Origin of the sequence: Paraburkholderia aromaticivorans (genome assembly GCF_012689525.1) — a bacterium.
Lineage (GTDB): Bacteria > Pseudomonadota > Gammaproteobacteria > Burkholderiales > Burkholderiaceae > Paraburkholderia > Paraburkholderia aromaticivorans_A.
In genome coordinates, this window is record NZ_CP051516.1 from 4,405,144 (window position 1) to 4,431,242 (window position 26,099).

Annotated in this window: 26 protein-coding genes; 17 read left to right on the forward strand and 9 right to left on the reverse strand. The window is 61.3% G+C overall.

Features of this window, described 5'->3' with window-relative positions:
* Positions 1-40: 40 nt before the first annotated feature.
* The gene (gene flhD / locus HF916_RS48250; RefSeq protein ID WP_168795559.1) at positions 41-361 is read right to left on the reverse strand and encodes a flagellar transcriptional regulator FlhD; all 321 of its coding nucleotides are present in this window, start codon (positions 359-361) and stop codon (positions 41-43) included.
* Positions 362-1,067: 706 nt separating this feature from the next.
* Between flhD and HF916_RS48255 the strand changes: the two genes are divergently transcribed.
* Positions 1,068-2,132: a glycosyltransferase family 4 protein gene (locus HF916_RS48255; protein WP_168795560.1), complete on the forward strand. Its 1,065-nt coding sequence runs from the start codon at positions 1,068-1,070 to the stop codon at positions 2,130-2,132.
* 292 nt (positions 2,133-2,424) lie between these two features.
* Here the strand turns inward: HF916_RS48255 and HF916_RS48260 are convergent, their stop codons facing one another.
* Positions 2,425-2,727: an H-NS family nucleoid-associated regulatory protein gene (locus HF916_RS48260; RefSeq protein ID WP_007179981.1), complete on the reverse strand. Its 303-nt coding sequence runs from the start codon at positions 2,725-2,727 to the stop codon at positions 2,425-2,427.
* Between the two features lie 290 nt (positions 2,728-3,017).
* Between HF916_RS48260 and aqpZ the strand changes: the two genes are divergently transcribed.
* The 3 genes from aqpZ to HF916_RS48275 all read left to right on the forward strand — a co-directional run bounded on the left by aqpZ (position 3,018) and on the right by HF916_RS48275 (position 5,204).
* A complete protein-coding gene (gene aqpZ / locus HF916_RS48265; RefSeq protein ID WP_168795561.1) occupies positions 3,018-3,758 on the forward strand; it encodes an aquaporin Z in 741 nt (246 codons plus the stop codon).
* Between the two features lie 152 nt (positions 3,759-3,910).
* Positions 3,911-4,606, forward strand: coding sequence for a histidine phosphatase family protein (locus tag HF916_RS48270; protein ID WP_168795562.1), 696 nt, complete (start codon positions 3,911-3,913; stop codon positions 4,604-4,606).
* Positions 4,607-4,892: 286 nt separating this feature from the next.
* A complete protein-coding gene (locus HF916_RS48275; RefSeq protein WP_168795563.1) occupies positions 4,893-5,204 on the forward strand; it encodes a PXPV repeat protein in 312 nt (103 codons plus the stop codon).
* A 161-nt stretch (positions 5,205-5,365) separates the two neighbouring features.
* On the opposite strand, the gene HF916_RS48280 is transcribed toward HF916_RS48275, so the two are convergent.
* Both HF916_RS48280 and HF916_RS48285 read right to left on the reverse strand, forming a co-directional pair.
* Complete coding sequence (locus HF916_RS48280) at positions 5,366-6,187, reverse strand: Cof-type HAD-IIB family hydrolase (protein WP_168795564.1); 822 nt, start codon at positions 6,185-6,187, stop codon at positions 5,366-5,368.
* A gap of 131 nt (positions 6,188-6,318) precedes the next feature.
* Positions 6,319-7,200, reverse strand: coding sequence for a BadF/BadG/BcrA/BcrD ATPase family protein (locus HF916_RS48285; RefSeq protein ID WP_168795565.1), 882 nt, complete (start codon positions 7,198-7,200; stop codon positions 6,319-6,321).
* 140 nt (positions 7,201-7,340) lie between these two features.
* On the opposite strand from HF916_RS48285, the gene HF916_RS48290 reads away from it, so the two are divergent.
* Positions 7,341-7,937: a DNA-3-methyladenine glycosylase I gene (locus HF916_RS48290; protein ID WP_168795566.1), complete on the forward strand. Its 597-nt coding sequence runs from the start codon at positions 7,341-7,343 to the stop codon at positions 7,935-7,937.
* Positions 7,938-8,341: 404 nt separating this feature from the next.
* Positions 8,342-8,767 (forward strand): hypothetical protein, encoded by a 426-nt coding sequence (locus HF916_RS48295; protein WP_168795567.1) that lies wholly within the window; start codon positions 8,342-8,344, stop codon positions 8,765-8,767.
* 209 nt (positions 8,768-8,976) lie between these two features.
* Here the strand turns inward: HF916_RS48295 and rpsU are convergent, their stop codons facing one another.
* Positions 8,977-9,189 carry a 30S ribosomal protein S21 gene (rpsU, locus tag HF916_RS48300; RefSeq protein ID WP_006050883.1) on the reverse strand — a complete coding sequence of 71 codons (213 nt, stop codon included), beginning with the start codon at positions 9,187-9,189 and terminating at the stop codon, positions 8,977-8,979.
* 363 nt (positions 9,190-9,552) lie between these two features.
* Complete coding sequence (locus HF916_RS48305) at positions 9,553-10,494, reverse strand: aldo/keto reductase (protein WP_168795568.1); 942 nt, start codon at positions 10,492-10,494, stop codon at positions 9,553-9,555.
* A 268-nt stretch (positions 10,495-10,762) separates the two neighbouring features.
* On the opposite strand from HF916_RS48305, the gene HF916_RS48310 reads away from it, so the two are divergent.
* The 10 genes from HF916_RS48310 (at position 10,763) to HF916_RS48355 (ending at position 21,457) form a co-directional block, all read left to right on the forward strand.
* On the forward strand, positions 10,763-11,908 hold the full coding sequence (locus HF916_RS48310) for a flagellin (RefSeq protein ID WP_168795569.1): 1,146 nt from the start codon (positions 10,763-10,765) through the stop codon (positions 11,906-11,908).
* 157 nt (positions 11,909-12,065) lie between these two features.
* The gene (gene fliD, locus HF916_RS48315) at positions 12,066-13,583 is read left to right on the forward strand and encodes a flagellar filament capping protein FliD (protein WP_168795570.1); all 1,518 of its coding nucleotides are present in this window, start codon (positions 12,066-12,068) and stop codon (positions 13,581-13,583) included.
* Between the two features lie 3 nt (positions 13,584-13,586).
* The gene (locus HF916_RS48320) at positions 13,587-13,901 is read left to right on the forward strand and encodes a flagellar protein FliT (RefSeq protein ID WP_168795571.1); all 315 of its coding nucleotides are present in this window, start codon (positions 13,587-13,589) and stop codon (positions 13,899-13,901) included.
* 265 nt (positions 13,902-14,166) lie between these two features.
* Positions 14,167-16,554, forward strand: coding sequence for a tetratricopeptide repeat protein (locus HF916_RS48325; protein ID WP_168795572.1), 2,388 nt, complete (start codon positions 14,167-14,169; stop codon positions 16,552-16,554).
* Positions 16,551-17,696, forward strand: a complete 1,146-nt coding sequence (gene vioA, locus HF916_RS48330; RefSeq protein WP_168795573.1) for a dTDP-4-amino-4,6-dideoxy-D-glucose aminotransferase VioA — start codon at positions 16,551-16,553, stop codon at positions 17,694-17,696. The genes HF916_RS48325 and vioA overlap by 4 nt, the downstream gene beginning before the upstream one ends.
* A 5-nt stretch (positions 17,697-17,701) precedes the next feature.
* Positions 17,702-18,400, forward strand: coding sequence for a WbqC family protein (locus HF916_RS48335; protein WP_168795574.1), 699 nt, complete (start codon positions 17,702-17,704; stop codon positions 18,398-18,400).
* Entirely contained in the window at positions 18,397-19,374 is a 978-nt protein-coding gene (locus HF916_RS48340) for a hypothetical protein (protein ID WP_168795575.1), read from the forward strand. The genes HF916_RS48335 and HF916_RS48340 overlap by 4 nt, the downstream gene beginning before the upstream one ends.
* On the forward strand, positions 19,371-19,895 hold the full coding sequence (locus tag HF916_RS48345; RefSeq protein WP_168795576.1) for a GNAT family N-acetyltransferase: 525 nt from the start codon (positions 19,371-19,373) through the stop codon (positions 19,893-19,895). Before HF916_RS48340 ends, HF916_RS48345 begins: the two co-directional genes overlap by 4 nt.
* A 33-nt stretch (positions 19,896-19,928) precedes the next feature.
* Positions 19,929-20,714 (forward strand): phytanoyl-CoA dioxygenase family protein, encoded by a 786-nt coding sequence (locus HF916_RS48350; RefSeq protein ID WP_168795577.1) that lies wholly within the window; start codon positions 19,929-19,931, stop codon positions 20,712-20,714.
* Between the two features lie 5 nt (positions 20,715-20,719).
* Positions 20,720-21,457 carry a class I SAM-dependent methyltransferase gene (locus tag HF916_RS48355; protein WP_168795578.1) on the forward strand — a complete coding sequence of 246 codons (738 nt, stop codon included), beginning with the start codon at positions 20,720-20,722 and terminating at the stop codon, positions 21,455-21,457.
* Between the two features lie 237 nt (positions 21,458-21,694).
* Here the strand turns inward: HF916_RS48355 and HF916_RS48360 are convergent, their stop codons facing one another.
* From HF916_RS48360 to HF916_RS48370, 3 genes are read right to left on the reverse strand one after another with little or no spacing between them, the layout of a single operon-like run.
* On the reverse strand, positions 21,695-22,669 hold the full coding sequence (locus HF916_RS48360) for a SphA family protein (RefSeq protein ID WP_240975739.1): 975 nt from the start codon (positions 22,667-22,669) through the stop codon (positions 21,695-21,697).
* Between the two features lie 60 nt (positions 22,670-22,729).
* Entirely contained in the window at positions 22,730-24,238 is a 1,509-nt protein-coding gene (locus HF916_RS48365) for a DUF1254 domain-containing protein (protein ID WP_206001996.1), read from the reverse strand.
* A gap of 7 nt (positions 24,239-24,245) precedes the next feature.
* Complete coding sequence (locus HF916_RS48370) at positions 24,246-24,461, reverse strand: hypothetical protein (RefSeq protein ID WP_168792184.1); 216 nt, start codon at positions 24,459-24,461, stop codon at positions 24,246-24,248.
* A 536-nt stretch (positions 24,462-24,997) separates the two neighbouring features.
* Here HF916_RS48370 and HF916_RS48375 point away from each other — a divergent pair.
* Positions 24,998-26,065 carry an HAD family hydrolase gene (locus HF916_RS48375; protein WP_168795580.1) on the forward strand — a complete coding sequence of 356 codons (1,068 nt, stop codon included), beginning with the start codon at positions 24,998-25,000 and terminating at the stop codon, positions 26,063-26,065.
* The last annotated feature ends 34 nt before the right edge of the window (positions 26,066-26,099 follow it).

Consider the following 26,099-nt stretch of genomic DNA (forward strand, 5'->3'; position numbering starts at 1 on the left):
TCCCCCGTCCTGATCGCTTTGTTTGAATTACAACGTGCCATCAGCCGAGGTGTTCGACTGGCTGGCTTGCCATCAGGATCGCGGAATGCGCCTGGGCTACGGCGCTGGATTTGCCTTTGTCCGCCAAAGCGGACAGTACGGCATGGTCGTCGAAACGGAAACGGCACAACACCTGATTGGACGCCGCCAGCTTGACGGTCTGCGCCAACGACAGATTGGCAAGCACATCGGCTAACTGGTCCGAAATCCCCATGCGAAACATGCCCATCGGCTTGTCTTCGCGCAGCAGTCGCTGGGCGAGCAGGAGATAAGACAGGTTGACTTCTCTGATCTCATTGAGCATTTCGCTTGTCGCGCTCATGATTCCCCCGGGTGTATCTGGCTGGTCAGGCCGTTACGGAAACGTTTGCTCGAACGCGCGCACTGAAACCGCACGAAACGGCTCGTTTCTGGTCTTGCGAGCATTGTGTCGAAAGGGGGAGCGGACGAAAATCGGACAGACACCCAGCCTTGTTGACGGATTAATCCGTCATTCGTGTAGGAATTTTTCCTACAAAGGCGAGTCGGAGAGCGGGTTTGCGGGGAGCGGAGGCGCGCGATCTGGAATTTTCCATGCGCGTTGAACACGCTGCTTTCAACGATGTGAACCAGATGGTGAGTCTGATTGACTCATGGCCCGCACCGTTACAGCGGTGAGCGAGAATTATAAGACGTTTTCACTTCTCTGCAATGCGCACCGTGTAGGCGCCGCGCTCCACGTTTCGGGCCCGCGCCTTGCTGATGGCTTCTCAGCGTTCGAATAATCATCCGGCGGCGCTTCCCGATTAGGGAGCTGAGCTTCCAGACGACCTGTAACGCGCCATGTTTCGCGCTGTAACAACATTAAGTGTTTGAAAAATAACTCGAATTAGCGCGGCCAATCCCGATAATGAAGCTAAGGGATTACCCGATGCAGGTTCGGAACACCCCCGGGCGGCGGCTTACCGCGCCCAACCGTCCGTCAGGCATTCGCTCCTCGCTCTACTCGAGCGTCGCTGTGGGATGCCGTTCTGATTAGGAGAAAACGCATGCGAATCGCACAAATTGCGCCGTTGTATGAAGCTGTCCCGCCGAAACTTTACGGTGGCACCGAACGCGTCGTGTCGTATCTGACGGAAGCCTTGGTCGACCTCGGCCACGACGTCACGCTGTTTGCCAGCGGCGACTCGGTCACCTCCGCGAACCTCGACGCCTGCTGGCCTCGTGCGCTGCGTCTAGATCCGACGATTCGCGATTCGCTGGCTCCGCACGTCCTGATGATGGAAAAGGTGCGCAAGGTCGCGCATGAGTTCGACGTGCTGCACTTCCACCTCGACTACATGCCGTTCCCGCTCTTCACGACGATGGACACGCCGTTCGTGACGACGCTGCACGGCCGCCTCGACCTGCCGGAACTCCAACCGGTGTTCGATGCGTTCTCCAACGTGCCGGTGGTCTCGATCTCCGATTCGCAGCGTGCACCGCTGCCGCAAGCGAACTGGCTCAACACGATTTACCACGGTCTGCCGGAGCAACTGCTCACGCCGCACACCCACAAGAAGCCGGAATATTTGGCGTTCCTCGGCCGTATTTGTCCCGAGAAGCGCGTCGATACAGCTATCAAGATCGCTGCACAAAGCGGTTTGCCGCTGAAGATCGCCGCCAAGGTGGACAAGGTCGACCAGGAATACTTCAAGCGCGAAATCGAGCCGCTGCTGTCGCTGGCGCATGTGGAATTCGTCGGCGAGATCAATGAAGCGCAGAAGCCCGAATTCCTGTCCGGCGCCAAGGCGCTGCTGTTCCCGATCGACTGGTCGGAGCCGTTCGGCCTCGTGATGATCGAGTCGATGGCGTGCGGTACACCGGTGATCGCGTTCAACCGCGGTTCGGTGCCGGAAGTGATCGACCACGGCGTGACGGGTTACATCGTCGAGGACGTGCAAGGCGCGGTCGCTGCACTGCAACGCCTGGATGAACTGTCGCGCACCGAAATCCGCGCCCAGTTCGAGCGCCGCTTCAGCTCGAAGACGATGGCCCAGAATTACGTGGATGGCTATTCGGCACTGATCGAAGCCACGCGCCGCCCGGTGTTGCGTCGAGTCGCGGTGGGTTAAACGCCGCGCTTAAGCGGCTGTGGCAGTTTTTTGCTCAGCCGCTTGAGTATCGGAATCCGCCGCTCACAGCGTTTCCGATTTGCAGGTCAATAGTGAGATCATTTGTCGTGTGAATCGTTTGCGCGAGCGGAAAATCCAAGTTATCCCGCTTCTTTGTTCAGAAAAGCCGCCCCTCGAGGGCGGCTTTTTTAATACGGGTATGGATGCGCTTCCATCGCGGATTAGCACTCAGCGAATAAACACCGAATGCCAATAAACCTTCAGTTGGCTTTCGCCTCGACCGGCAATCGGCTCAAGCCGCGCCAATCAGAAAGCGCTCGCGATTCTTACCGACGATCCACTTGGGCGGTTTGCCGCGCCCGCTCCACGTATTGCCCGACTTAGGATCCTGGTATTTTGCCGGCAGCGGTGCCTTCTTGGGCGGGCGGCCACGCTTGGCGGCGACCGCAAAGCCGAGGTCTTGAGCCGTCAGACCGTATTCAGCGATCTTTTGGCGGATGTCGGCGACCACATTGTCGATTTCAGTACGCCGCGCTTCTTCTGCTTGTGCCTGCAATTTGGCGATCTGCGCCTTGAGGTCTGCATATTGAGACATTCCGGTTCTCCCCTTTTCTAGAACTCATTGGCTCGCAGACTAACTGCAATTATAAAAATTCGCAATGGACAAGAATACCGATTTAGCAAGATATCCTCTGATAATTAATAAGATCGGTGAATTGTAAAACGGCATCTTTATCTCGCAATAAAAAGGTAAAGGCGACACCACATTGACAATTCTTGACACCTGATTTGGCGGCCTTTCCCTAGAATTGCGCGTTCAAGGCATGCGGACGGACTTAGCCGCGTGTGCTGGCGGAAGGCTCAATCTTTTTAGGATTACCAATCATGCAGTTGTCAAAGCGCCTCGCTGCCGAATTGTTCGGCACTTTCTGGCTCGTGCTCGGGGGCTGCGGCAGCGCTGTCCTCGCCGCCAACTTCGCCGGCCCGGTTCACGGTCTGGGCATCGGCTTCGTGGGCGTGTCGCTCGCGTTCGGCCTGACCGTGCTGACCATGGCTTTTGCGATCGGCCACATCTCCGGCTGCCATCTGAATCCGGCGGTGAGCGTCGGCCTGACCGTCGCGGGGCGCTTTCCGGCGCGCGACCTGCTGCCGTACATCGTCGCCCAGGTGATCGGCGCGGTGCTGGGTGCGCTGGTGCTGTCGCTCATCGCGTCGGGCAAACCCGGCTTCGATCTCGTCGCCAGCGGTTTTGCCAGCAACGGCTATGGCGAGCGATCGCCGGGCCACTACTCGCTCGCCGCGGCATTCATCTGCGAAGTGGTGATGACCGGCTTCTTCCTCTTCGTCATTCTCGGCTCGACCGACAAGCGCGCGCCGGCCGGCTTCGCACCGATCGCCATCGGCCTGTGCCTCACGCTGATTCACCTGGTTTCGATCCCGGTCACCAACACGTCGGTCAATCCGGCGCGTTCCACTGGCCCCGCGCTCTTTGTCGGCGGCGCGGCCATGGATCAGTTGTGGCTGTTCTGGGTTGCGCCGATCCTCGGCGCAGTGATCGCGGGCGTGTTGTACCCGGTCATCGCTGAAAGCCGCAGCGGCAATTCGCAGAAGCTGGCGCTCGACTAATTCGCGCGCTGTCATTCAGGCAACAAAGCGGGCGCTGCGGCGCCCGCTTTGTTTTGCGGCGGACGGCGTCGGCACCTCGATATCGCCGCGCTAGCTAACTCGCGCCCGCTGCTAGAATCGTGCGACTTCCCAAGCTCGCACAGGTGCTCCCTATGAAGCGTTTCCGCGGATTCCTGCATGGCGTCGCACTCTCCATCGGCGGCTTGTGCGCGGGTGTGCTGGCGCTACCCACCGCGCATGCGGCCGACGGCCAGACGGAAACGCTCGTGTTCGTGCGGCACGGTGAGAAACCCGCCCAAGGCTATGGGCAACTCAACTGCCAGGGACTCAACCGCGCGCTGGCGTTGCCGGCAGTGATCGCGGCCAAGTTCGGCAAACCGGATGCGATCTACGCACCCGATCCCGGCCAGCAAAAAGACGACAGCGGCAAGCCCTACTACTACATCCGGCCGCTTGCGACGATCGAGCCGACCGCCATCCAGTTCCAGATGCCGGTGCAAACGCCTTATGGTTTCGCTCAGATCGACCAGCTCGGCACCGCGCTCGTCAATCCCGCCAATCGCAACAAGCTCATCGTCGTGGCGTGGGAACACAAGCTGATCGTGAAGCTATTGCGCCAGATGATGAGCGCGCACGGCGGCAATGCCGCCGATGTCCCGAACTGGAAGAGCGACGACTTCGACAGTATTTATATTGTTCGCCTCAACTGGCAGAACGGCACCGCGCGCGCCAACTTCAAACATGATCGTCAGGGGCTGGATGGACGTGCGACCGATTGCCCTTGCGCGCAGTTGCAAGGGGCTTCGTCAGCGGCTGCGTCGGCGGTTTCGTCGAGCGCGGCAGATTAATCGGGTAATACAGATGTAAGCCGCAATTACGCACGCGGCCATGTGATTTGGGCACAGCGTGACGGCGGGCGCGATTCGGCGCGGCTCAATGGGCCGCGAATCCCTATCGGGTGGGGCTTTGACCGAGCGGTGCTTGACGAGTGGTGTACCTATGTACGGCTGCTCACAACGTTCAAACCCTGCGGCGATGCTTGCAGTCCGTAACATCTCGTCGCAGTACCCATCGACGGGAATGCGTAGATTGGTCCTGTGCGACACACATACGTCGCCTCACAGGAGAACAAACATGAAACGCATCGTCACTCACTTGCTGGTTGCTGCAGGACTCGCGGCGGGCGCATGCGGCGTCGCGCAAGCGCATACGGATCTGAACATCGGCCTGTCGCTCGGCGCACCGGTTTATGCCCGCCCAGCCCCGGTCTATGCGGCGCCGCAGCCGGTCTACTACGGCAACGGCGGGTGGGACCACCGCTACGATCGCGGCGACTACTACCGTGGCGACCATCGATATGATCGCAACTGGAACCACAATGAGCGTGGCTGGGGCCACGATAACGGGGGCGACCATGGCGACCGCCGTGGCGGATGGCACGGGTAATCTTCCTGGTGCGCCTGACGTCGGCGAATGGGGCGGATTGCCGACCTTGATGGACCTTGGTCGTGCAACGCCGTCACTAGTAGCCTGAACCAACCGGCGCGCTCACTTAAAGGAAACGGCCTGCATCCATGAAACTGGATGCGGGCCGTTTCCATTTCCGCTCAGGACATCAGTTCGTCGTCGAGCGAGAAAAGCTTGCGCAGATGGTGCGCGACGCCCGCTTCGAAGTTGTTGCCGATACGCGGCACGTTCGGCAGGCGCGTGATGAGGTCGGGATTGGCGTTGTTCATCATGAACGGATGGCCGGCCGTTTCCAGCAGATCGATATCGTTCATGTTGTCGCCGAAAGCGACGCATTGCGAGGCATCCGCGTCGAGGCGCTCGAGCACGATCTGCAACGCGCGGCCCTTCGATACGTTCGCCGTCATCACTTCCAGACAGTCCGGCAGCGAATAGGTCACGTACAGGGCGTCGCCGAATTCGCGCGCGAGATTCGCCGCGACCTGCGCGAGATCGGCGGGCTCGCCGATGTAGAGAGCCTTCGCGATGTCGACGCCGTCGTGTTTCGGCAAATCGGTCACTTCATAGGTGAAGCCCGAGTCCTGGTGAAACTTCAGCAGATCCGGCGCGTCGCGGTCGATCAGCCACGCCTGATCGGCGAACAGGTTGACGATCACGCGGCCATGCGCGCCGGCGATTTCCGGCTGTACCAGTCGTTGCACGATAGCTGGAGGCAGGTCGTCGGCGTGGATCACCGTGTTGTCCGGTGCGTGGATGCGCGCGCCATTCGATGTAATCAGATACGGATTGATGCCCAGCACGTCGCGGATGCCGGCGACATCGCAATAATGGCGGCCCGTTGCAATCACGAACCGTAGCCCGTCGCTTTCAAGTTTGCGCACGGTGGCGACCGTGAACGGGTCCACTTGGTGATCCGCGTTGAGCAGCGTGCCGTCGAGATCCGTGGCGATGACTTTGTACATAGTTTGAGCAGGCGGGCAGCGTCGAAGCTGCGTATTTTACCGTTGTCGGCCGCATTCGCCGGAACGCGTTGGCCGTGCACGACTATTCTCAACCGCAAGCGCGCGACTCGCGCATGCCGCGGTTCGCCGTTTCAGCCGCCGACGCGGACCGCTTCGCGTTGCGCCAACTGCAATCCACCGTGCGCCGAGTCGGCCAGCGGTTCGCGCAAACGCGCCTGATAGATCTGCGGCACGTACTCGCGCAACGGCGCGCCGAGGCCGCCGCACAACGCGACCGGCAGGCTCGCCGACGGGTCCAGCGCGGCAATCATCTTGCCCACTTCCACGCCAGCGTCCCCGAGGAAGCGCGCCGCGAACGGATGCGTGCGGTGGGCGATGACAATCGGCGCGAGCCTCGCATAAGCCGTCTGGTTGGCTTCGCAGAGCCAGACGACGAGGCTGTCGCGGTCATGCGCGCCGGTGTGCGCGACAAGGGCCTGCGCCAGGTCGTCGATGGGACCGCGGCCGTCCAGCGCATGTTGGGCATGCACGATGGCTCGCAGTCCGAGCCACGCGCCGCTCGCTTCGTCGCCCGATGGGAAGCCATAGCCGCTGACCTGGCGGCATTCGCCCTCGCCATCCAGCACGGCCGCCACGCTGCCGGTGCCAAGCGCGACGATCACACCATGCGCGCCGCCGTGTGCGCCCAGCAGGGTGGTGTAGGCGTCGCTTTCCACGGCGAGTCCCGCTAGCGCGGGCGCTTGTGCGCGAAACGCGGCCAGCCAGTCGCGATTGTTGACGCCTGCCAGTCCGCAGCCGAGCACGCAGCGCGACCAGTCCAACGCCACGCCGGCACTTGCAAATACTTCGCCGCAGCCGGCCGCGATGGCCTGCCACGCACGTTCGACGCCGAGCCCCAAACCCGACGGCCCGCTTGCCGCCTGCGCCAGCTCGCGGCCTTGCGCGTCGCCGAGCACGACCCGCGTGCCGCTGCCGCCGCCGTCAATGCCGATCAGAAGGAAGTCTTTGTTCATGGAATCGAATGAGTTCCGTGGATGAATAGTGCATAGCGTGGCAGGTCAGTTTAAATCCGGCAATCGGCCGAATGGCTAGCTTGCAGTGCGCACGGCTTCGGCTATGCTGGCGGGCGACATCACAACGCAGGAGCGCGACAGTGACACAGCGATGCAACTGGGTATCGAGCGAAGCGCTCGCACAGTATCACGACACCGAATGGGGCGTCCCCTCGCGAGACGACCAGCATCTGTTCGAGATGCTCGTGCTGGAAAGCGCTCAGGCCGGCTTGTCGTGGTCGACGATTCTCAACAAACGGGCCGGCTATCGCCACGCCTTTGCCGACTTCGATATCGGCAAGGTCGCGCGATTTACGCCGAAGCACGTCGAGGCGTTGGTGACGGACGAAAGTATCGTGCGTCATCGCGGCAAGATCGAAGCGGCCATTACTAACGCTCGCGCCGTCCAGCAGATTCAGACCGAACACGGCTCGCTCGCCAACTTCGTGTGGTCGTTCGTCGACCAAACGCCGATCCAGAACGATTGGGCTTCTTACAAACAGGCGCCTGCGTCGACCGACATTTCGGACGCGCTGAGCAAGGGGCTGAAGCGCTACGGTTGCAAGTTCGTCGGCTCGACGATCTGTTACGCGTTCATGCAAGCGGTCGGCATGGTGAACGACCACGAGGCGAGTTGCATGTGCCGCGCGCGATGCACGGCGCTTGGCAAGAAAGGACGTAATCGCAAAGCGGGCTGAGGCGGCCCGGTATTCGTCCGCGCTTAGTGCCGCAGTTCTAACAAAGGACGGCGGCTCAGGGAAACTCCCAGGCACCACAGCGCGTGTCCGGCCATCACCTCGCGGCGCAAGGCCTGGAGGACCGGAACACGACGCGCCACGACGCCGGGTTCGGCGCGATGGGCCCATCCGGTAAAGCCCTGCTGCGCTTCCGAGGCATGTCGGTCGTTATACGGTTATGAGTTGCGGCTGCGGCAGTCGGCGAAACCTGCGGCATGGGGAGCATCGCGGAAAACGAGCCAAATCCGGGAATTGGCGGTTTTTCGCCGCGCTAGTCCGGGATTCGCCGAATGGAGCACGCTCGATACTGCTAGTCATGCGCTCGAACAACGAATAACCGCTGCGTAACGCATGGGAGACCAACCATGAAAACTCTTAGCTTCCTGATGCATCAGGAGATTTTCGATCAGGCCGTGGGCCACTTGTTAGGCCAGAAGCGCGCCGCGCTGCTGCCGCGCGGCGGCGGGGCTTATCGCGGCTACTGCGGCGGCTGCCCGGTCGGCAGCTTCATCAAACCGCGCGACTACATGACCGCGATGGAAGGCATTCCGGTGCGCTTCATCGGCAAAACGCCTGCGGAGATGCCTGCGTATATGGACGTCGGCGTGTCCGCGCTGAAGAAGGCGTTGCTGCGCTCGCGCATCAATGTGTACGACGCGGCCACCGTGGAGCTGCTTAGCTGCCTGCAAAACGTGCACGACGTATTCGGCACCTGGGAATGGCTTGAGCGTCTGGGCTCGATCGCCCGCCAGTTCAGTCTGTCCGCTGACCGGCTGAAGAGCGCGGCGTAAGCAGGATAGAACTCGCCTGGATACCAAAGGCCGCACTCCGACGTCGCGGTGCGCACCGCCAGCGGATCCACAAGCCAGCGCCCCGAGGCGCGTAGCTCGCATTGGCCCATTCAGGACTGAGCGCTCCCACCTGACGCCCAAAAAGCAAAACGGCGATGTGGCTTCTTTCGAAGCTCACACCGCCGTTCGGCCGTGCGGGAAAAGCGTGCTTAGTGCAGCTTTTTCGGCAGCATCTGGCTGCGCAGGCGCTTGTGCAGGCGCTTCACAGCAGCAGCCTTCTTGCGCTTACGTGCCGTCGTCGGCTTTTCGTACGATTGGCGCTCACGCAGTTCAGCGATCAGGCCATTCTTTTCGATTGCGCGACGAAAGCGGCGAATCGCCACTTCGAACGGCTCGTTTTCTTTCAGAAGAATCGTCGTCATTTAATTCCTAACTCAATCACTTGATAGGGGGTAAATTGCGTGGCGGCATACCGCTCACGCGCCGGCCCTCCGGTCGTTTCAGTTCATGGCCAGTAACAGGCAAACGCGGGCAGAACCCGGCCAAACCACGAATGAAACGAGAGGCAAAGCGGCCACGGAGGCCGGAAAAGAGAGGTGGGGAGTTCACCGCGGAACGCGGACAGACATAATGCAAAAGCCGCGTCTGCTGCTGTTTCGCCAACCTTTCATCAACGAAAAAACATTGACGAAACAGGCAAAGATCTCAATTCACTCCCGATGATATCAGGAAACTCCCCATCCTACCAGGGGTTTAGGGATTGCGCCAGGTCACCTATTGCACGCTCAGGCGCTCGCTTCGTCCAGTTCTCGGATATCGGCGCCCGTCAGCATCAGATGAACGGCCGCCGCGAGACTTTTGAGCTGCTCGACCGACGTCGCGCTGGCAATGGGCGCCGTAACACTGGGCCGCGCGATCAGCCATGCCAGAGCGACGGTGGCCGGCGTGCTGCCATGCGCCTCGGCAACCCGGTCTAGCGCAGCGAGAATGCGCAACCCGCGTTCATTCAGATATTTTTCGACCCGGCTGCCGCGCGCCTTGTTGGCCAGATCCGCCTGTGAGCGGTACTTGCCGGACAGAAAGCCACTCGCCAGACTGTAGTACACCACCACGCCGAGCTGATTGGCGAGCGCCACCGGTTCGATGTCGCGCTCATATTCCGCGCGGTCATACAGGTTGTATTCCGGCTGCAGCAGCTGGTATTCGGGCAGGCCGTGCTGGCGGGATACGGCCAGCGCTTCCTCAACTCGCGCGCCGCTGTAGTTCGACGCGCCGATCACCCGCACCTTGCCCGCCTCAATTAGCTTCTGATACGCGCCGAGTGTTTCGGCGAGCGGCGTTTCGGTGTCGTCGTCGTGAGAAAAGTAGACGTCGATGTAGTCGGTCTGCAAGCGCCGCAGCGAATCCTCGACGGCCGCCTGAATGTTGGCCGCCGACAGCCCCTTGCGCTGCGGATGCTTCGAAACCTTGGTGGCGATCACGATCTTGTCGCGCTTGCCGCTCTGACGGAACCACTTGCCGATGATCGTTTCCGATTCGCCGCCCTGGTTGCCGGGCACCCACGCAGAATAGACATCGGCGGTATCGATAAAGTCGAGACCGGCGTCGACAAACGCATCCAGAATCGAAAACGAGGTGGCTTCATCGGCGGTCCAGCCGAAAACATTGCCGCCGAACATAAGCGGCGCGACCTCTAATTCCGAACGCCCAATCCTGCGCTTTTGCATGATTTCTCCAGGGTTTGTCACAAGAAAAAACGAGAATACGCCGTCTTTTCAATACCTGCAGTGCATCTGCCGAATAAGGCTGCAAGGGGCTTTCAGCCACATTGCAATATGCCCGGCATGGAAAGCATTGGGATCGCCATTGCACAAAGTTCCTCAAGTTTTTTTTAATGGGGCCGTCAACCTTCACTGAGGCGGCCAGCAATGAACGAGTGCTTCCGCCGATGCCAACGTGGCGTATTGGGCTCAAGGCTTATTTAGGAGATTTTCCATGCTCGGAATCAATAGCAACATCAACTCGCTGGTTGCACAGCAAAACCTTAATGGCTCGCAAAGCGCCCTTTCGCAAGCCATCACCCGCCTGTCGTCGGGCAAGCGCATCAACAGCGCGGCTGACGATGCAGCAGGTCTGGCAATCTCGACGCGTATGCAAACGCAGATCAACGGCCTGAACCAGGGCGTGTCGAATGCGAATGACGGCGTGTCGATGATTCAAACCGCATCGAGCGCACTGTCCTCGCTGACCTCCAGCCTGCAACGTATCCGTCAGTTGGCGGTGCAAGCATCGACCGGTTCGCTGTCGTCGAGCGACCAGGCAGCGCTGCAGACGGAAGTTTCGGCGCAGATCGCTGAAGTGAACCGTATCGCTTCGCAAACGACGTACAACGGCACGCACATTCTGGACGGCTCGGCAGGCAGCGTGTCGTTCCAGGTCGGCGCGAACGTCGGTCAGACGGTCAGCCTGAACCTGAGCCAATCGATGTCGGCAGCGCAGATCGGCGGCGGTCTGGTGCAAACGGGTCAAACGGTCGGCACGATCGCCGTCAGCCTGTCGGCGACCGGCACGTACACCAGCACGGGCGCGACGATCACGTCTATCAACGTTCTGTCCGACGGCAAGGGCGGCTACACCTTCACGGACCAGAACAACACCGCCATCACGTCGGGCGTTGCAAACGCAATCTTCAGCGCAGGCACGGGCGCGGGCTCCGGCACGGCCATCACCTCCCTCGCCATCACCGCGGCAGCTCTGCCGACGACCGGCGCAGCTTCCGGGGCCGCCATCGCCGCCGTCAATCAGATCAACGCGATCAACGCACCGCCGACGGTTTCGGGCCTCGACATCAGCACGGTCACGGGCGCGAACGAAGCGATGGTCTCCATCGACAACGCACTGCAAACGGTCAACACGCTGCAAGCTGCACTGGGCGCCGCGCAAAACCGTTTCACGGCAATCTCGACGGCGCAGCAAGCTGAATCGACCGACCTGTCGTCGGCACAATCGCAAATCACGGACGCCAACTTCGCACAAGAAACGGCGAACCTGAGCAAGGCGCAAGTGCTGCAACAAGCTGGTATCTCGGTGTTGGCGCAAGCTAACTCGAACCCGCAGCAAGTTCTGAAGCTCCTGCAGTAAGAGCTGACGCGGTAACGGCGATGCGTCGCGCGCAAGCGGGGCGCATCGCCGGGTTTCAAGCGACGGGAGGCATGCCTCCCGCTGTGCATTTCCATCACGTAGTGATGTAGCATCGCGCACCACCTAATACCGATTTCCAGACGCCCGGAGCCTCTGCATGTCCTCGATCTCAACCTCGTCTTCTACAGCAAGCGCCAATGCCGCGCTGCAGTCGGCTGCTCAATCGATCATCAGCGGCTCGACGGGCAATTCGTCGATGGACGTGTCGACGCTCGTCACGGCACTCGTGAACGCGAAGGTCGCCGGGCAAACTTCGGCTCTGGCGGCACAGCAAACCACCGACACCACCACGCTGTCCGCGTACGGCGCACTGAGCTCCGCGCTCGGCGCCCTGCAGTCGGGCATCGCGAATCTCGCCAACGGCAATACGCTGGCAACCTTCGCGGCGACCACGAGCGGCACCGGGCTGACCGCGACAGCCGGCGTCGGCGCCGTGGCCGGCAGCTACTCGGTCGCGGTGACGCAGATCGCCAGCTCGCAAGCCTTGTCGTCGGCAGCCTTCGGCGCCACGACGCAACTGGGCACCGGCACGCTGTCCATCTCACTGGGCAGCAAGTCGATGGATATCAGCGTCGACAGCACCAACAACACGCTCTCGGGCATCGCGTCGGCGATCAACGCGAGCAGCAGCAACCCCGGCGTCACGGCGACCATCGTGACCGGCACGGACGGCGCCCACCTTGTGCTGCGCGCGGCGAACACAGGGGCGGCCAACGTCATCAACGTTTCGACCAGCAACATCACCAGCGACACCGGCCTGTCGAGCCTCGGCGTGACGTCCACCGCCAGCACCACCGGCGGTCAGTCGTCCATTACATCGGCCAATTCGAGCAGCGCCTGGACGCAGAGCGGCTTCGCGCAGGACGCGGAGTACACGATCGGCGGAATCGCAGGCAGCAGCGCGAGCAACGCGGTAACCGGCGCCATTTCGGGCGTGACGATCAACCTGACGGCCGCGGCCGTGGGCACGCCCGCGGGCACCCCGCAGACGCTGACGATTGCGCAGGACACCACCTCGCAGAACACCGCGATCAATAATTTCGTGAGCCTGTACAACACCGTCGTCACGACGATGAGCACGCTCACGTCGTTCAGCTCCGGCTCGACGTCGCAAGGTCCGCTGCTAGGCGACTCCACGCTGCAGACCATCAAGAACACGCTAGCCAATATCGTCGGCGGCGCGGTCGGCTCGGGCAGCACCGGCACCACGCTGGCGGCGATCGGCATCACGCTGAAGGACGATCCGGCCGACGGCACGATGGTGGTCGACAACAACGCGCTGAACACGGCGCTGACGACCAGCCCGGCCACGGTCGCATCGCTCTTTAACTCGACCAACGGCATTGCCGAGCAGTTGAACGCCAGCATCACCACGTTCACGCAGACCGGCGGCATCATCGACACGCGCAACACCGCGCTGAACGCCGACCTGAAAAGCATCACCACACAACAAACCGCGCTCGCCGATTACACGACACAATTGACGAACCAGTATCAGGCACAGTTCACCGCCCTGAACACGTTGATGGCGACCATGAACAACAATTCGCAATACCTGACCGCGCTGTTCGGCGGCACCAACAGCGCGGGCGCGCTGGCCACGGGCAAGAGCTAAGCCATGAACGCGCACAACATGACCCAGATGGAATTGGTCGAACGCGTGCTTTCCGTCACGCGGGAAATCGAGCAGGCCGCCTTGCTGGCGGACTGGCCGGAAGCCGCCCGCCTGACCGAAACGCGCTCGCCGCTGCTGATGTCGCTCACCGCGGATCAGGAACCGGCGGCGCTGGACATGATCCGCCAGATCCAGGCGATCGACGCGGCGCTGCTCGCGGACGCGGCAGTCACCCAGAACGAACTGCATGTCGAGTTCGAAGCGGCGATCGGACGCACCAAGGCCGCCGGCGAATATCAGCGGATGGCCCGCCTGTAAAAATCACCCAGAGCGGGGCCGCGCAAGGCGGCATCCACTCCCAGGAAGCCGGTTCAGCCGGCCGACCCGATAATAAGAACTACGTGCCGAAGTGAGGCGCGCTCGTTCCCTCAGCCCGCCTCGTGCGGGCTTTTTTCTTGCCTTTCGGCTTTCCGCCCCCTTCCGCCATACGCTAAACAGGCGGCCTTTTTACCGTCATCTCCGCGCATCGGAAAGACCGGCCTCGTCGCACAATTTCCTCTATAGAACATTTTGCGCCGAGACCATGACTCTCCTGTACGAGCAGCCGCCTGCTGAACCCCTGACGCCCGAACAACAACTCGAGCAGGACATTGCGCTCGTGTTGCAAACGGCGCTCGACCATCACCACAAGGGCGAATTCGACGACGCCGAAGCGCTTTACCGGGCGATCCTCGACGCAAAACCGCAGCACGCGGATGCCCTGTATGACCTGGGTGTGTTGCTCGGTCAAACGGGCCGCCCCAAAAACGCCGTGCCCGTGCTCGAGTTAGCGCTGGGCCAACAGCCGCAGAACGGCCAGTATTGGGCGGCATATATCAGTGCGTTGATCGACGCCGGTGAAAGCGCCGCTGCGTGGCTTTCACTGGAAATGGGCCAGAAGCAGGGTCTGAAGGGTTCGGCGGTAGACGGCCTGATCGTACGAATGGCCAATCCCGGCAAGGTCATCGCGACGCTGCCTGTGGCAGTGCAGAACTCGCAGGCCGGCGGCAGCGCCGCTGTCGAGACAGATACCGGCGCGGCAAATACGGCGGCGGAAACGGGCAAATCCACGATCGCGGCCGGACGTCGCGTGAGCCAACAGGAAACGACGCGATTCACGTCGCTGTACAACAAAGGCCAAATCACCGACGCCGTCAAACTTGCACGAACGCTCACTCAGCGGTTTCCCGCCGACGGTAACGCGTGGCGCTGGTTCGGGATTGCCCTGCATCGTCTGGGGCGGTACGACGACGCGCTCATTCCCTTGCGCAAAGCTGCCGAACTACTGCCGGAGGAACTGGAAAGCCGCACCGTCCTCGCGGATACGCTGCGCCTGAAAGGCCTGCACAAGGATGCCGAAGAAGTCTGCCGCGCGATCCTCGCCATCAATCCGGCGTACGCCGAAGCGCAACGGATCTACGGCATGTCGCTGGTTCACCAGGGACGCGTGGCCGAGGGTCTGGCAGCTGCGCGGCGCGCGATCGAACTGGCGCCGGACACGTCCGGCATGCACAACACGCTCGGCGTGCTACTGCTCGATCTGGGCCGGGTGACCGAGGCCGAGGAAAACTTTCGCGCCGCGCTGGAGAAAGAGCCGAAAGATGCGATCGCGGCGGATAACTATCTGTTCTCGCTCACTCACAATCCCGCGGTCAAGCAGGACACGCTGTTCGCCGAACACGTCAAATTCGCTCAACAGCACGAAGCGCCGGTGCGCGCGCAATGGCCGCGTCATGTGAACAAGCGCACGCCTAACCGCAAGCTGAAAATCGGCCTTGTTTCCGGCGATCTGTTCCGTCACGCGGTCGCCTCCTATCTGCTGCCGATCATGGAGCGCCTCGCGACCGATCCCGGCGTCTCGCTGCATGTCTACAACAACCACATCGCGGAAGACGACTACACCCATCTGCTACGCAAATGCGCCCATGAGTGGCACCAGGTCACCGGCATGCCGGACGCGCAGTTGGCGAACAGGATCCGCGACGACAGAATCGACATTCTGTTCGATCTGTCCGGTCATACGGGCCGCAATCGCCTTCTCACGTTCGTGCGCAAGCCCGCGCCGATCCAGGTCAGTTGGCTCGGCTATCCCGCCACGACCGGGCTAAGTGCGATGGACTATTACCTCGTGGACCGGTTCGGGGTGCCGTTCGGCCCCGCGGAACGCATGTTCTCCGAAAAGATCGTGCATTTGCCGGCGAACGCGCCCTTCCTGCCGGAAGAAAGCGCGCCGCCAGTCAATATCCTGCCGGCCATGCACAACGGCTATGTGACGTTCGGCAGCTTCAACCGTCTCAACAAATTGCGTCCCGACGTGATCGCTCTTTGGGCGGAATTGCTGCAGGCCCAACCGTCGTCGCGAATGTTGCTGGGCGCGATTGCAACCGACGAGGACGAACAGCTTCTGATCGACTGGTTTGCCAACGCAGGCATCTCGCGCGAGCGCCTGATGTTCCGCCGCCGTTCGAGTATTCCGGTCTACCTGCAACAGCATTTCCACGTCGACATTTGCCTCGACACGTTCCCGTACACGGGCTCGACCACCGTGCTGAACTCATTGTGGATGGGCGTGCCGACCTTGACGATTGCAGGCGACACATTGCCCAGTCGCGCCGGCACCACCTGGATGTCGCATGTCGGACTGGAACAGTTTCTCGCCACAGATAAGGCGGACTTCGTCGCCAAGGGCGTCGCGCTGTCTTCCGATATCGCCACGCTCGCCGCGCTGCGCACGGGTTTGCGCGAACGCTGCATGGCGTCGGCGGCATTCCGGCCTGAAGTGGTCGCTGCAGGTTTGTCACGCGCGTTGAGAATCATGTGGCAACGCTGGTGCGACGATCAGCCGCCCGTCGCATTTGAAGTCACGGCGGAAGAAGCCATTGCCGCGACGGGCGACATCACCGTGCCGTCCAAAACAGGGGAAAGCCAATGAACGCTGCCTTACCGCTTGGGGCCGTCGCGCCGCAGATCGACGAGCGCATTTACGTTACCCAGCCGCATCTCCCGCCGCTCGAAGAATTCATTCCCTATCTTCAACAGATCTGGGACAGCAAGATCCTGACCAATGCCGGTCCGTTTCACCAACAGTTCGAAGCGGCGCTGTGCAAGTATCTCGGCGTCAAGCATCTTGCGCTGTTCACCAACGGCACGCTGGCGCTGCTCACCGCACTGCAAGCGCTGCGCGTGACCGGCGAAGTGATCACGACGCCCTATTCGTTCGTTGCCACCGCGCACTCGTTGGTCTGGAACGGCATTAAACCGGTATTCGTCGACGTCGATCCGCACACGCTGAATCTCGACCCTGCCAAGATCGAGGCAGCGATCACGCCGCAGACCACCGCGATCATGCCGGTGCATTGCTACGGCAAGCCGTGCGACGTCGACGCGATCCAGAAGATCGCCGACAACTACAATCTGAAGGTGATCTACGACGCGGCCCATGCTTTCGGCGTGCAGACCGAAACCGGCAGCGTGCTCGAGCACGGCGACCTCGCCGTTCTGAGCTTCCACGCGACCAAGGTCTTCAACACGTTCGAAGGCGGCGCGATCATCTGTCAGGACGCCAAGACGAAGCAGCGTATCGACCATCTGAAGAACTTCGGTTTCGTCGATGAAGTGACCGTGGTTGCATCCGGCATCAACGGCAAGATGAGCGAGATCAACGCGGCATTCGGGCTGCTTCAGCTACAGCACATCGATGAAGCGCTGGCACGGCGCGCGCGGATCGACGCGATTTATCGCGAACGGCTGAGCGACGTGCGTGGTATTAGTTGCGTGCCGAAAGCGGGCGAGAAAGTGGCGAACCATTCGTACTTTCCGATTCTCGTCGGCCCGGACTACCCGATCAGCCGCGACGCGCTGTATCAGAAGTTCCGCGACGAGAACATTTACGCACGGCGCTATTTCTATCCGCTGATCTCGGACTTTCCGATCTATCGCGGCCTGCCTTCCGCGCGCCCCGATAACCTGCCGATCGCACACGCCGCTTCGCAACAGATACTGTGCCTGCCGATTTTCCCGGCACTGACGGACGGCATGCTCGATCGCATCGTCGGGATCATCGCGGGTAGCTGAACGTCATGAAGCTCGCGATCATGCAGCCCTACCTGTTTCCGTACATCGGGTATTTCCAACTGGCGGCGGCCGTCGACAAGTTCGTCTTTTACGACGATGTGAATTTCATCAAGAATGGCTGGATCAACCGCAACCGGATGCTGCTGGGCGACGAGGTGCGTTATCTCACCGTGCCGCTCAGCGGTGCGAGTCCTTCGTTGAAGATTAATGAGGTACTGGTCGAACCGCGCGAGCGCTGGCTACGCAAGCTGCTCGAATCGATGCGGCATGCCTATGCCAAAGCGCCTCACTACGCGCAGGTCAGCGCATTGATCGAACGGATCCTCGGGGAGCCTCTTGCGCCGGTTTCGCTGCTCGCGTCGCACACCGTCATGGAGGTCTGCAGGTACCTCGAGATCGAGACCGAGTTCGTCCGGTCTTCGACGAAGTACGGCAATGCGCAACTCAAAGGCGCCGAACGGGTTATCGACATCTGCGCGAGAGAACAGGCCAGCACCTACGTGAACCTGCCGGGTGGCCGCGCACTTTACGATAGCGCGGCATTCTCAGCGCGCGGCGTAGAGCTCGCCTTCATTGAACCGAACCTGTGTCCCTATGCGCAGTTCAACGACGCTTTTCACCCTGCTTTATCGATTCTCGACGTCCTCATGTTCAATAGCAAAGACAACGTCAGAGAGATGCTGTGCGTCGAGGTGAACGCATGATCCCGCGCGAGCCGCGCGCAATCGGCGGCTATTTCGAACTCGAACTGCCGCCGGCCGAAGCGACGCTTCACGACGACGCGCTGCGTTTTCAGTCGTCGCGAGCGGCGTTTCTTGCTCTGCTTCGCGCGATGCGACCGGCTGCCGTCTGGATGCCCTGGTACATTTGCGACGCGATGATCGAGCCTCTGCGCATGACCGGCACGCTGGTCAAACGCTATCAGCTCGACGCCGAATTGCGCGTGCAATCTGTCGATATCGCGCACGATGAATGGCTCGTTTACGTCAACTATTTCGGCTTGTGCGCTCGACAGGTCGACGACGTGCTCAACCGGTTCCCACGCGAGCGCGTCGTGATCGACAATGCGCAGGCGTTGTTCGCGCAGCCCGCCGATTGCCTCGCCACACTGTATTCGCCGCGCAAATTCCTTGGCGTGCCGGATGGCGGATACCTCGTCACACAGCAGCCGATCGCGATGCCGGAAGCGACCGACGACGCCTCGTTGCAACGCAGCGGGCATCTGCTGACCCGGCTCGCGAAAGACGCGGAAGCAGGTTACGCCGACTACGCCGCGGCCGAGGAGAGCCTGAAACATCAGGAGCCATTGCGCATGTCGGCACTGACTCAACGGCTACTCGCCGGCGTCGACTACGACAGCGTCCGCGCGCGACGAATCGAAAATTTCGCCTTCCTGCACGACAAATTGCAGCGCTATAACCGCTTCACGTTTCGTCACGACGAAGATGCGGTGCCGCTCTGCTACCCGTTTTTCGGTGCGCCGCCTGGCGTACGCGAGGCCTTTCGAGCACAACGCATCTATACGCCCACTTACTGGCCGGACGTTGCGGCCGCTGAAGGCGCGCCGGACTTCGAGCGCAATCTTCCTGATTCGACCTTGTGCCTGCCGTGCGATCAGCGGCTGACGCGCAACGATCTGGCGCCGATGGTGCAACACTTACTGGAACGGCTCGCATGAGCGACAACACAATATTCCTGCGCGAGATCGAACGCGGCGACCTGCTGACGATCAATGCGTGGCGCGCCGACAAGGCGCTGGTCGGCCTGCTGGGCGGCGCCTTCCGGTACGTGGGTGCCGAGATCGACAACAAATGGTTCGATAGCTATCTCGGCTCCCGGGCGAATAACGTGCGTCTCGCCGTGTGCCTCGCGTCTACCCAGGAAGTGGTCGGCGTGACGTATCTGCTAGGCATCGACTGGGTGAACCGCAACGCGGAGTTCTCGATTCAGATTGGCGCGGAGACGGCACGCGGGCGGGGCATCGGTGAGGCCGCCACGCGCCAGACGCTCGAACATGCATTCGACGACCTCAACCTCAACCGTATTTCGCTGACCGTGCTCGCGTCCAATGCGCGCGCCATCGCGCTCTACGAGAAAGTGGGCTTTCGCGCCGAAGGTCTTTCGCGCCAGGCCGCCTTCAAAGGCGGCCGCTATCTCGACGTCATGCCGATGGCCATCCTGGCTGCCGATCGACGCTGAGCCTTTTACTTTTGCCGTTGCCTCGCTCCACTCATGAACACGATTGACGCTCAACACCACACCGCGCTCGCCACGGCGGGCTGGACGGTGCTTCCCGGACTGATTCGCAGCGAACTGCTCGATTCGCTGGTCGAGGCGCTCGGTCCTTCGCTCGCGTTGCGCGACGAAATCAGGCGACGCAACGGCGTGCTGGAAAACAGCGCCGGCACCTTGCATCATCTTCTGATGGATGAGCCGTGCTACGTCGAATTGCTGGCGGAACTCTCAGCGCTGGAGCCGGTTTTCAAAGGATACTTTGACGGCAACTTTGTTCTGAATTCCTACGGCGGCGTGATCAACGAGCGCGACTCGCGCTCCTACGTGCAGAACGTGCATCGCGATATCCGCTTCGGCTCCGACACGCGACGCTTCATGGTGAACGCGCTGGTGATGCTCGACGATTTCACGCTGGACAATGGCGCGACGCATATTCTTTCGCACTCGCAAAACCTCCAGCAGCAACCCGCCAATGAGCATTTTTACGCGCAGGCGTCGCGGGCTACCGGAAAGCGCGGCTCGGTTCTGCTGTTCGATTCACGCATGTGGCACGCCACCGGCCGCAACACCACCGATGCGCCGCGCCGTGCGCTGACACTGACGTTCACCAGCCCCTTCTTCAAGCCGCAGCTCGACTACGCGCGGCAATTCGGATACCGCAATCTCGACCGCTGCAACGCATGGATGCGCCAGGTGCTCGGCTTCAACGCCCGGGTGCCTGAATCGCTCGATGAGTTTTACGTGCCGGTGGAGCAGCGGTTCTATCAACGCGGACAGGATTGACGACCATGAGCAGAGACTACAACGCGGAAGCGAAAGATCATCCCGAACATCGCTACGCTTATGACTTCGATTACCTGATGCATGAATACATGCTTCGGACGTTTGCACCGTTTCTCGTGAGCGGCAACGCGCTCGAACTGGGATGCTTCGAAGGTAACTTCACGCGACTCCTGGCGCAGCGGTTCGATTCACTGGAAGTGGTCGAGGCATCGGCAGACTGCATTGCCGTTGCGTCGGATAAGACGAAAGGCGCCGTCAAATTCCATCACGCGACGTTCGAGACTTTTGAACCCGCGCGACGCTACGACAACATCTTCCTGATCCATACGCTCGAACACCTCGATCATCCGATCGAAGTCCTGAGCCGGATCGGTAGCTGGCTATCGGACGGCGGCCGCCTATTCGTGGCTGCGCCGAATGCGCGCGCCGGATCCCGGCAAATCGCGGTCAATATGGGGCTAATCGACCATCACGCAGCCGTGACGGCGGCTGAAGCCGCACACGGTCATCGCGTGACCTATTCGATCGACACGCTGCGAGCCGATCTGCGTGCGGCAAAGCTCCGCCCGGTCACCGAAGGCGGGGTCTTTTTCAAGGGTCTCGCCAACTTCCAGATCGATGCGGCATTACAGGCCGGCATCATATCCAGAGAGTATCTTGATGGCTGTTTTGAGCTGGGGCGCGTTTATCCCGACTTGTGCTCCAGCGTGTACGCGATATGCGAGCGCGGCATAGCCAACTGATCGATTTTTGTCCGGATGGAGGGTCTCCCATGGATGCCCGCTTCTCACCGTCTGAACCGCCCGCCCCCGCCGCCGAATCGGCGCTGTGGCTGAAATGGCCCGCTCGCGCGCGCGTTGCCGATGCGCCGGCCCCGGCGTCATGACAAACGCCGGGCGACGCCGCCGTCTCTCTTACAGCTCAATCTCTTTGCGTGGTTCGTCCGGCACCGCGCCTGTCACACGTCACATGCAGCGGCGTTACTGAAAGGTCGCATTGACCGACAGTTGCACGGCATTGCCCTTCGGCCGGTTGCTGGTGTTGAATTCGTTGACCCAGCGCAGCGCAGCCGACACAGGGGTTTTCTGCACTTTGCCGGACCACGTGACCATCGGCCCGAGGCCCACGGAATGGCCCTGACTGCCGCCGACGATGTCCGCAATGCCGCCGCTGTCATGGCCGATCTGCTGGATATAGCCGCCCACCACGCCGACGCCCCAGCCGCTGCTGAAGCGCTTGAGCGCGAGCAGATCGAGCACGCTGACCGGCGCGTTGTGATAGTGGGTGTCGTTATTGGGCGTGTAGAACTCGAGGCCGTAATTCAACGACAACTCGATGTTCTCCTTCGGCAGCAATTTCGTATAGGCGATCGTCGGCGTGAAGGTCCACGTGTTCTGTCCGGCATTGGCGAGCCGGTTCGGATTGTACGCACCAGTCGGCGCGTAGATCTGCACACTCAACGCGACGTGGTCGGTCTTGGTCAGGTGATAGCCGGCAATGACTGGCGTAACGAAGAAATCGGCGAACTGCGTGCCGTGGTCGTTCGGCAAGCGGCCGTGAAACGACGAGATGTTGGTGTACTGAACCGGCACACCGAACGACGACGCAAAGTTCCAACCGCCCACGGTAATTCCCCACGTCTTGACCGCGGCGAGGATGGTGTATTCGGCCGTCGCATTGATGCCGGCCGTCACCTGTCCGGCAATGGGGATCGATTTGCTCGCCCCCAGCGAGCCTTCGTAATAGATCGTGGCGGCTGACACGATCCAGTCGTCGGTGGGCGGCACGACGCCGCCGTACGGCGTGACCTGCTGGCCGGTGATCGGACGGCCGATGCCGCCTTCCGTCGCCCACGCCGTCTGGGAGAGACTCACGCCGACGGTGGTCAGAAGCGCGCCTTTGCACAATCCGGCAACGAGCCGCCTGGCTGCGAAGAAACAGTTAGGTTGACTCATAGTCGTCCTCATCGAATGGAAATTCGGCATTCTCAGTCCTCCGGAACCGCATCTGGGCAGTCAGGCTTCGCGCACGATTGGCGGCGGCGTCCAGTTGCCATCCAGCAGCGCTTGCTGCGGCCAGTAGGCGCGCAAGTGCAGGGAGAACACCTCGTTGGCCGGCGCCGGCAGCCAATTGGCGAAGTTGTCGTCGCTGGGTCTCGCGTTGTGCACGTGGAGCGTGAGCGAGCCGTCTGCGTCGAACTTCAGGTGTTTGTTCCTGGTGCCCAGCGTGTAGCGGTTGTGCGTGTTGGTTGAAAGAAAGTGGTGCGAGTCATATAAGGTCAGCGACCAGAAGCCTTTGACAGGCGGCAACCGGTCTTTATGAAAAGTCACGGTATAGCGGCCGTCGCCATCAAGAAATTGGCCAGATGCATCGGTATCCGAATAAAAACACTTTATCTCGTTGGCCTTGTTGACAAAGATATGCGACGCCGCTATTGCCGTTCGGGAGTAGTAGTCCGTACCAAAGGCTGCACCGTTGCTGAAGGTGTTCCAGTTTCCCGGAAGCCGCTTGCCGAACAGATTGAAGTTGGAGAGCGGTGCGATCAGATCCGCTTCGGCTCTCGCCGCTTCGTCGATGACGGCGTTCCTGAGTGCCTCGTCGTGGCGCGCGGCGGCGATCAGCGCGCGCGCCTGCGCATAGAGCGCCTCTTCGCCATGCTGCGGCGGCGCTTGGTCGAGCACGGCGGGCAATAGGTCCCAGAAACGGTTTGGATCGACCCATTTGATCTCTTCCGCGCTTGCATGCGTGGCGCGGTGGGCCGCGCCGAAACCGGGCAGTGCCGACCAGTCCGTTTCCTTGAACTCGCCGTCGTAGTCCGCGAGCGGGTACACGCCGATTTTGCTGATCAGCGACTGCACCGCCGCATGGTCTTCCGGCGTATCGTCCATGAACACTCGCGGAATCAATATGCCTATCGGAGTGGGCGAGCGGAACATCTGGCGGATACCCTTCGGCGCGTGGCCGTGCCAGTCCGGACCGGCCAACAGATAAAAGCCCGGCCGCGACCCGTACATTTTGCCGAGGCTCGCGAAACTATCGGTGCGCAGATCGATGGCCTGATAGACCCAGAAGCGCCTGCCGAAATCCGGCACCTGGACGATCGCCGGCGTGGTGCGCAAGTCGAGGAGTGAGCAACCGTCGATCAATTCGCGATTCGGGTACGTGACATGACGCGCGGGAGGCCGGACGTAGTCACGCAACATCGCCAGGCGGTTGGGCGGTGCGACCGGCGCGACGCCGCCGTTCAGCCCCGGCCGCGGCACCCGCTGCATCGCCAGCAAACGGTTGTAGACGTTCACCAGCGGCCACGCCCAGAAGTAGGTTTGGCGCGCCACCAGCCGCGCGTATTCCTCGGAGATTGCGTCGCCGGCCACCGGACCGGGTACGAACGCCGCGCCGGCCGTCGCGGCAGACCACGGACGCTGCTGCGTCTTCGCAAGGATCGGCGCGGCGACCGACGCCAGCACGGCCGCCGTCACCCATGTCGCCGCTTTCTTGTGCATGTCGATGTCCGGGTCGTCCATGCGAGCCTCAGCGCTTCTGGGGTGTCGGAAACGTCCAGCTGCCGTCGTGCATGGTGCCGAACACGCTCGGCATGTAGTAATTCTGGAGATTGAAAGAGGCGGCGAGATTGAGCGGGTTATTGCTTTTATTGGCGTCGGCGGCAGATGCCTGTCCGAAGACCGGCGACGACACGAACGCGGAGGCGCTTAACGCCCCCAACCGAAACGCGCAGCTGTACCCCATTATCGAGCCTCGTTTTATGGGTATTTCTTATAGGCGATCACTTGCCTTTGCCTGACGCAAAATCATTTCGAAGGAGTGGTGTTCGGGCGACCGATCTAAATCAAATTCATTTCACGCGCGTGTTCGCGCGTCCGGGCAGCCATGAGCAGCCGGACGCGATATCACACAAATAACGCGCGTTATGTCACTCGAACAATCTGGCAAAGTGGCGCAGCTGAATACGGGGCTTGCATGAGCGCTCCTTGAAACGAGAGACGCCGCATCAAACGAAGCATGCGGAAAGGAGAAGATTCACCACGCTGGCATCGTTGGGAATACTAGCAACGATTTCAGAAATTACAGAGATAAATTTGTAACACGGCCGAAAGCCTAGTCAGTCGCGACCGACTTGCCCGCTTATTCAATTGGCATTGTGTTTTGCCGAGACAGGCTCGACCGTCAATGTCGAAAAAATCCCACAACGGCTGCGATAACCGCTTTGGCCCATTAGACTGGCGCTCGCTTGAATTCGACCCACCGCTTTCGATGAGGCTTTCATGATTCGCACGCTGCACCGGTATTGCATTGCCTTCACCGTTGTCCTTCTTTCCGCTTGCTCCGTGACGCCGCGCCAGGACGGCATGTCGCAGACCGGCGCATCGACGGCCGCCGCGTTGGCGTCATGGAACGACACGAAGACCAAACGCTCGATCGTCGACTTCGTGACGCTGGTGACGACGCCCGAGTCCAGGGACTTCATCCCACGAGCCGACCGGATCGCCGTATTCGATAACGACGGCACACTGTGGCCCGAGCAACCGGCCTCGGTGCAACTGGTGTTTGCGCTGCAACGTGTGAAGACGGTGGCCGGACGGCATCCGGAATGGAAGCACCAGGAGCCGTTCCGCTCGATCCTCAAAGGCAATCTCAGGAATGTGGCGGCAAGCGGCGACACCGGCTCGATGCGGGTGTTGGCGGCGGCCCACGCCGGCATGACGGGCGATCAGTTCGCCGCACTCGTGCACGAATGGTTCGATTCCGCGAGTGACCCGCGCTTCAACCGGCCTTACGCCGATCTCGCGTATCAGCCCATGCTCGAGTTGCTCGCCTATCTGCGCGCGAATGGTTTCAAGACCTATCTGGTGACGGGCGGCGACGTCGAGTTCGTCCGCGACGTGGCTCAGCGCATGTACGGCATTCCGCCCGAGCAGGTGACCGGCAGCACCGTCAAATACCGGTACGGCCAGAGCAACGGTTCGGTCTCGCTGACGCGCCTCGCGCAGGTCGACACGCTGGTCGACGGCTCGGCCAAACCGCTTGCCATCGATCGAGTGATCGGCAGACGTCCGGTGATCGCATTCGGTAACGCGGATGGCGACGCGCCGATGCTCGAATGGACCTCGGCAGGCGATGGCCCACGCCTCGCCGCGCTCGTGCATCACACGGACGCGGAACGCGAATACGCGTACGACCGCGCGGCGAAAAGCGGCAAGCTCGATAAAGGTCTGGACGAGGCTGGCGCGAAAGGCTGGCTTGTCGTCGATATGAAAAATGACTGGAGAACCATGTTCAAGCCGGACAGCGCGACAACGGCCGCAGCGGCGACGAAGAGCCCAGCGAACTAAGCTTGAAACGCAGAAGGCCGTCGGGCAAGCGGCC

Excerpts from the sequence above, each read along its gene's own strand:
- flhD (WP_168795559.1), bottom strand. The coding sequence starts at position 361 with ATGAGCGCGACAAGCGAAATGCTCAATGAGATCAGAGAAGTCAACCTG.
- HF916_RS48255 (WP_168795560.1), top strand. The coding sequence starts at position 1,068 with ATGCGAATCGCACAAATTGCGCCGTTGTATGAAGCTGTCCCGCCGAAA.
- HF916_RS48260 (WP_007179981.1), bottom strand. The coding sequence starts at position 2,727 with ATGTCTCAATATGCAGACCTCAAGGCGCAGATCGCCAAATTGCAGGCA.
- aqpZ (WP_168795561.1), top strand. The coding sequence starts at position 3,018 with ATGCAGTTGTCAAAGCGCCTCGCTGCCGAATTGTTCGGCACTTTCTGG.
- HF916_RS48270 (WP_168795562.1), top strand. The coding sequence starts at position 3,911 with ATGAAGCGTTTCCGCGGATTCCTGCATGGCGTCGCACTCTCCATCGGC.
- HF916_RS48275 (WP_168795563.1), top strand. The coding sequence starts at position 4,893 with ATGAAACGCATCGTCACTCACTTGCTGGTTGCTGCAGGACTCGCGGCG.
- HF916_RS48280 (WP_168795564.1), bottom strand. The coding sequence starts at position 6,187 with ATGTACAAAGTCATCGCCACGGATCTCGACGGCACGCTGCTCAACGCG.
- HF916_RS48285 (WP_168795565.1), bottom strand. The coding sequence starts at position 7,200 with ATGAACAAAGACTTCCTTCTGATCGGCATTGACGGCGGCGGCAGCGGC.
- HF916_RS48295 (WP_168795567.1), top strand. The coding sequence starts at position 8,342 with ATGAAAACTCTTAGCTTCCTGATGCATCAGGAGATTTTCGATCAGGCC.
- rpsU (WP_006050883.1), bottom strand. The coding sequence starts at position 9,189 with ATGACGACGATTCTTCTGAAAGAAAACGAGCCGTTCGAAGTGGCGATT.
- HF916_RS48305 (WP_168795568.1), bottom strand. The coding sequence starts at position 10,494 with ATGCAAAAGCGCAGGATTGGGCGTTCGGAATTAGAGGTCGCGCCGCTT.
- HF916_RS48310 (WP_168795569.1), top strand. The coding sequence starts at position 10,763 with ATGCTCGGAATCAATAGCAACATCAACTCGCTGGTTGCACAGCAAAAC.
- fliD (WP_168795570.1), top strand. The coding sequence starts at position 12,066 with ATGTCCTCGATCTCAACCTCGTCTTCTACAGCAAGCGCCAATGCCGCG.
- HF916_RS48320 (WP_168795571.1), top strand. The coding sequence starts at position 13,587 with ATGAACGCGCACAACATGACCCAGATGGAATTGGTCGAACGCGTGCTT.
- HF916_RS48325 (WP_168795572.1), top strand. The coding sequence starts at position 14,167 with ATGACTCTCCTGTACGAGCAGCCGCCTGCTGAACCCCTGACGCCCGAA.
- vioA (WP_168795573.1), top strand. The coding sequence starts at position 16,551 with ATGAACGCTGCCTTACCGCTTGGGGCCGTCGCGCCGCAGATCGACGAG.
- HF916_RS48335 (WP_168795574.1), top strand. The coding sequence starts at position 17,702 with ATGAAGCTCGCGATCATGCAGCCCTACCTGTTTCCGTACATCGGGTAT.
- HF916_RS48340 (WP_168795575.1), top strand. The coding sequence starts at position 18,397 with ATGATCCCGCGCGAGCCGCGCGCAATCGGCGGCTATTTCGAACTCGAA.
- HF916_RS48345 (WP_168795576.1), top strand. The coding sequence starts at position 19,371 with ATGAGCGACAACACAATATTCCTGCGCGAGATCGAACGCGGCGACCTG.
- HF916_RS48350 (WP_168795577.1), top strand. The coding sequence starts at position 19,929 with ATGAACACGATTGACGCTCAACACCACACCGCGCTCGCCACGGCGGGC.
- HF916_RS48355 (WP_168795578.1), top strand. The coding sequence starts at position 20,720 with ATGAGCAGAGACTACAACGCGGAAGCGAAAGATCATCCCGAACATCGC.
- HF916_RS48360 (WP_240975739.1), bottom strand. The coding sequence starts at position 22,669 with ATGAGTCAACCTAACTGTTTCTTCGCAGCCAGGCGGCTCGTTGCCGGA.
- HF916_RS48365 (WP_206001996.1), bottom strand. The coding sequence starts at position 24,238 with ATGGACGACCCGGACATCGACATGCACAAGAAAGCGGCGACATGGGTG.
- HF916_RS48370 (WP_168792184.1), bottom strand. The coding sequence starts at position 24,461 with ATGGGGTACAGCTGCGCGTTTCGGTTGGGGGCGTTAAGCGCCTCCGCG.
- HF916_RS48375 (WP_168795580.1), top strand. The coding sequence starts at position 24,998 with ATGATTCGCACGCTGCACCGGTATTGCATTGCCTTCACCGTTGTCCTT.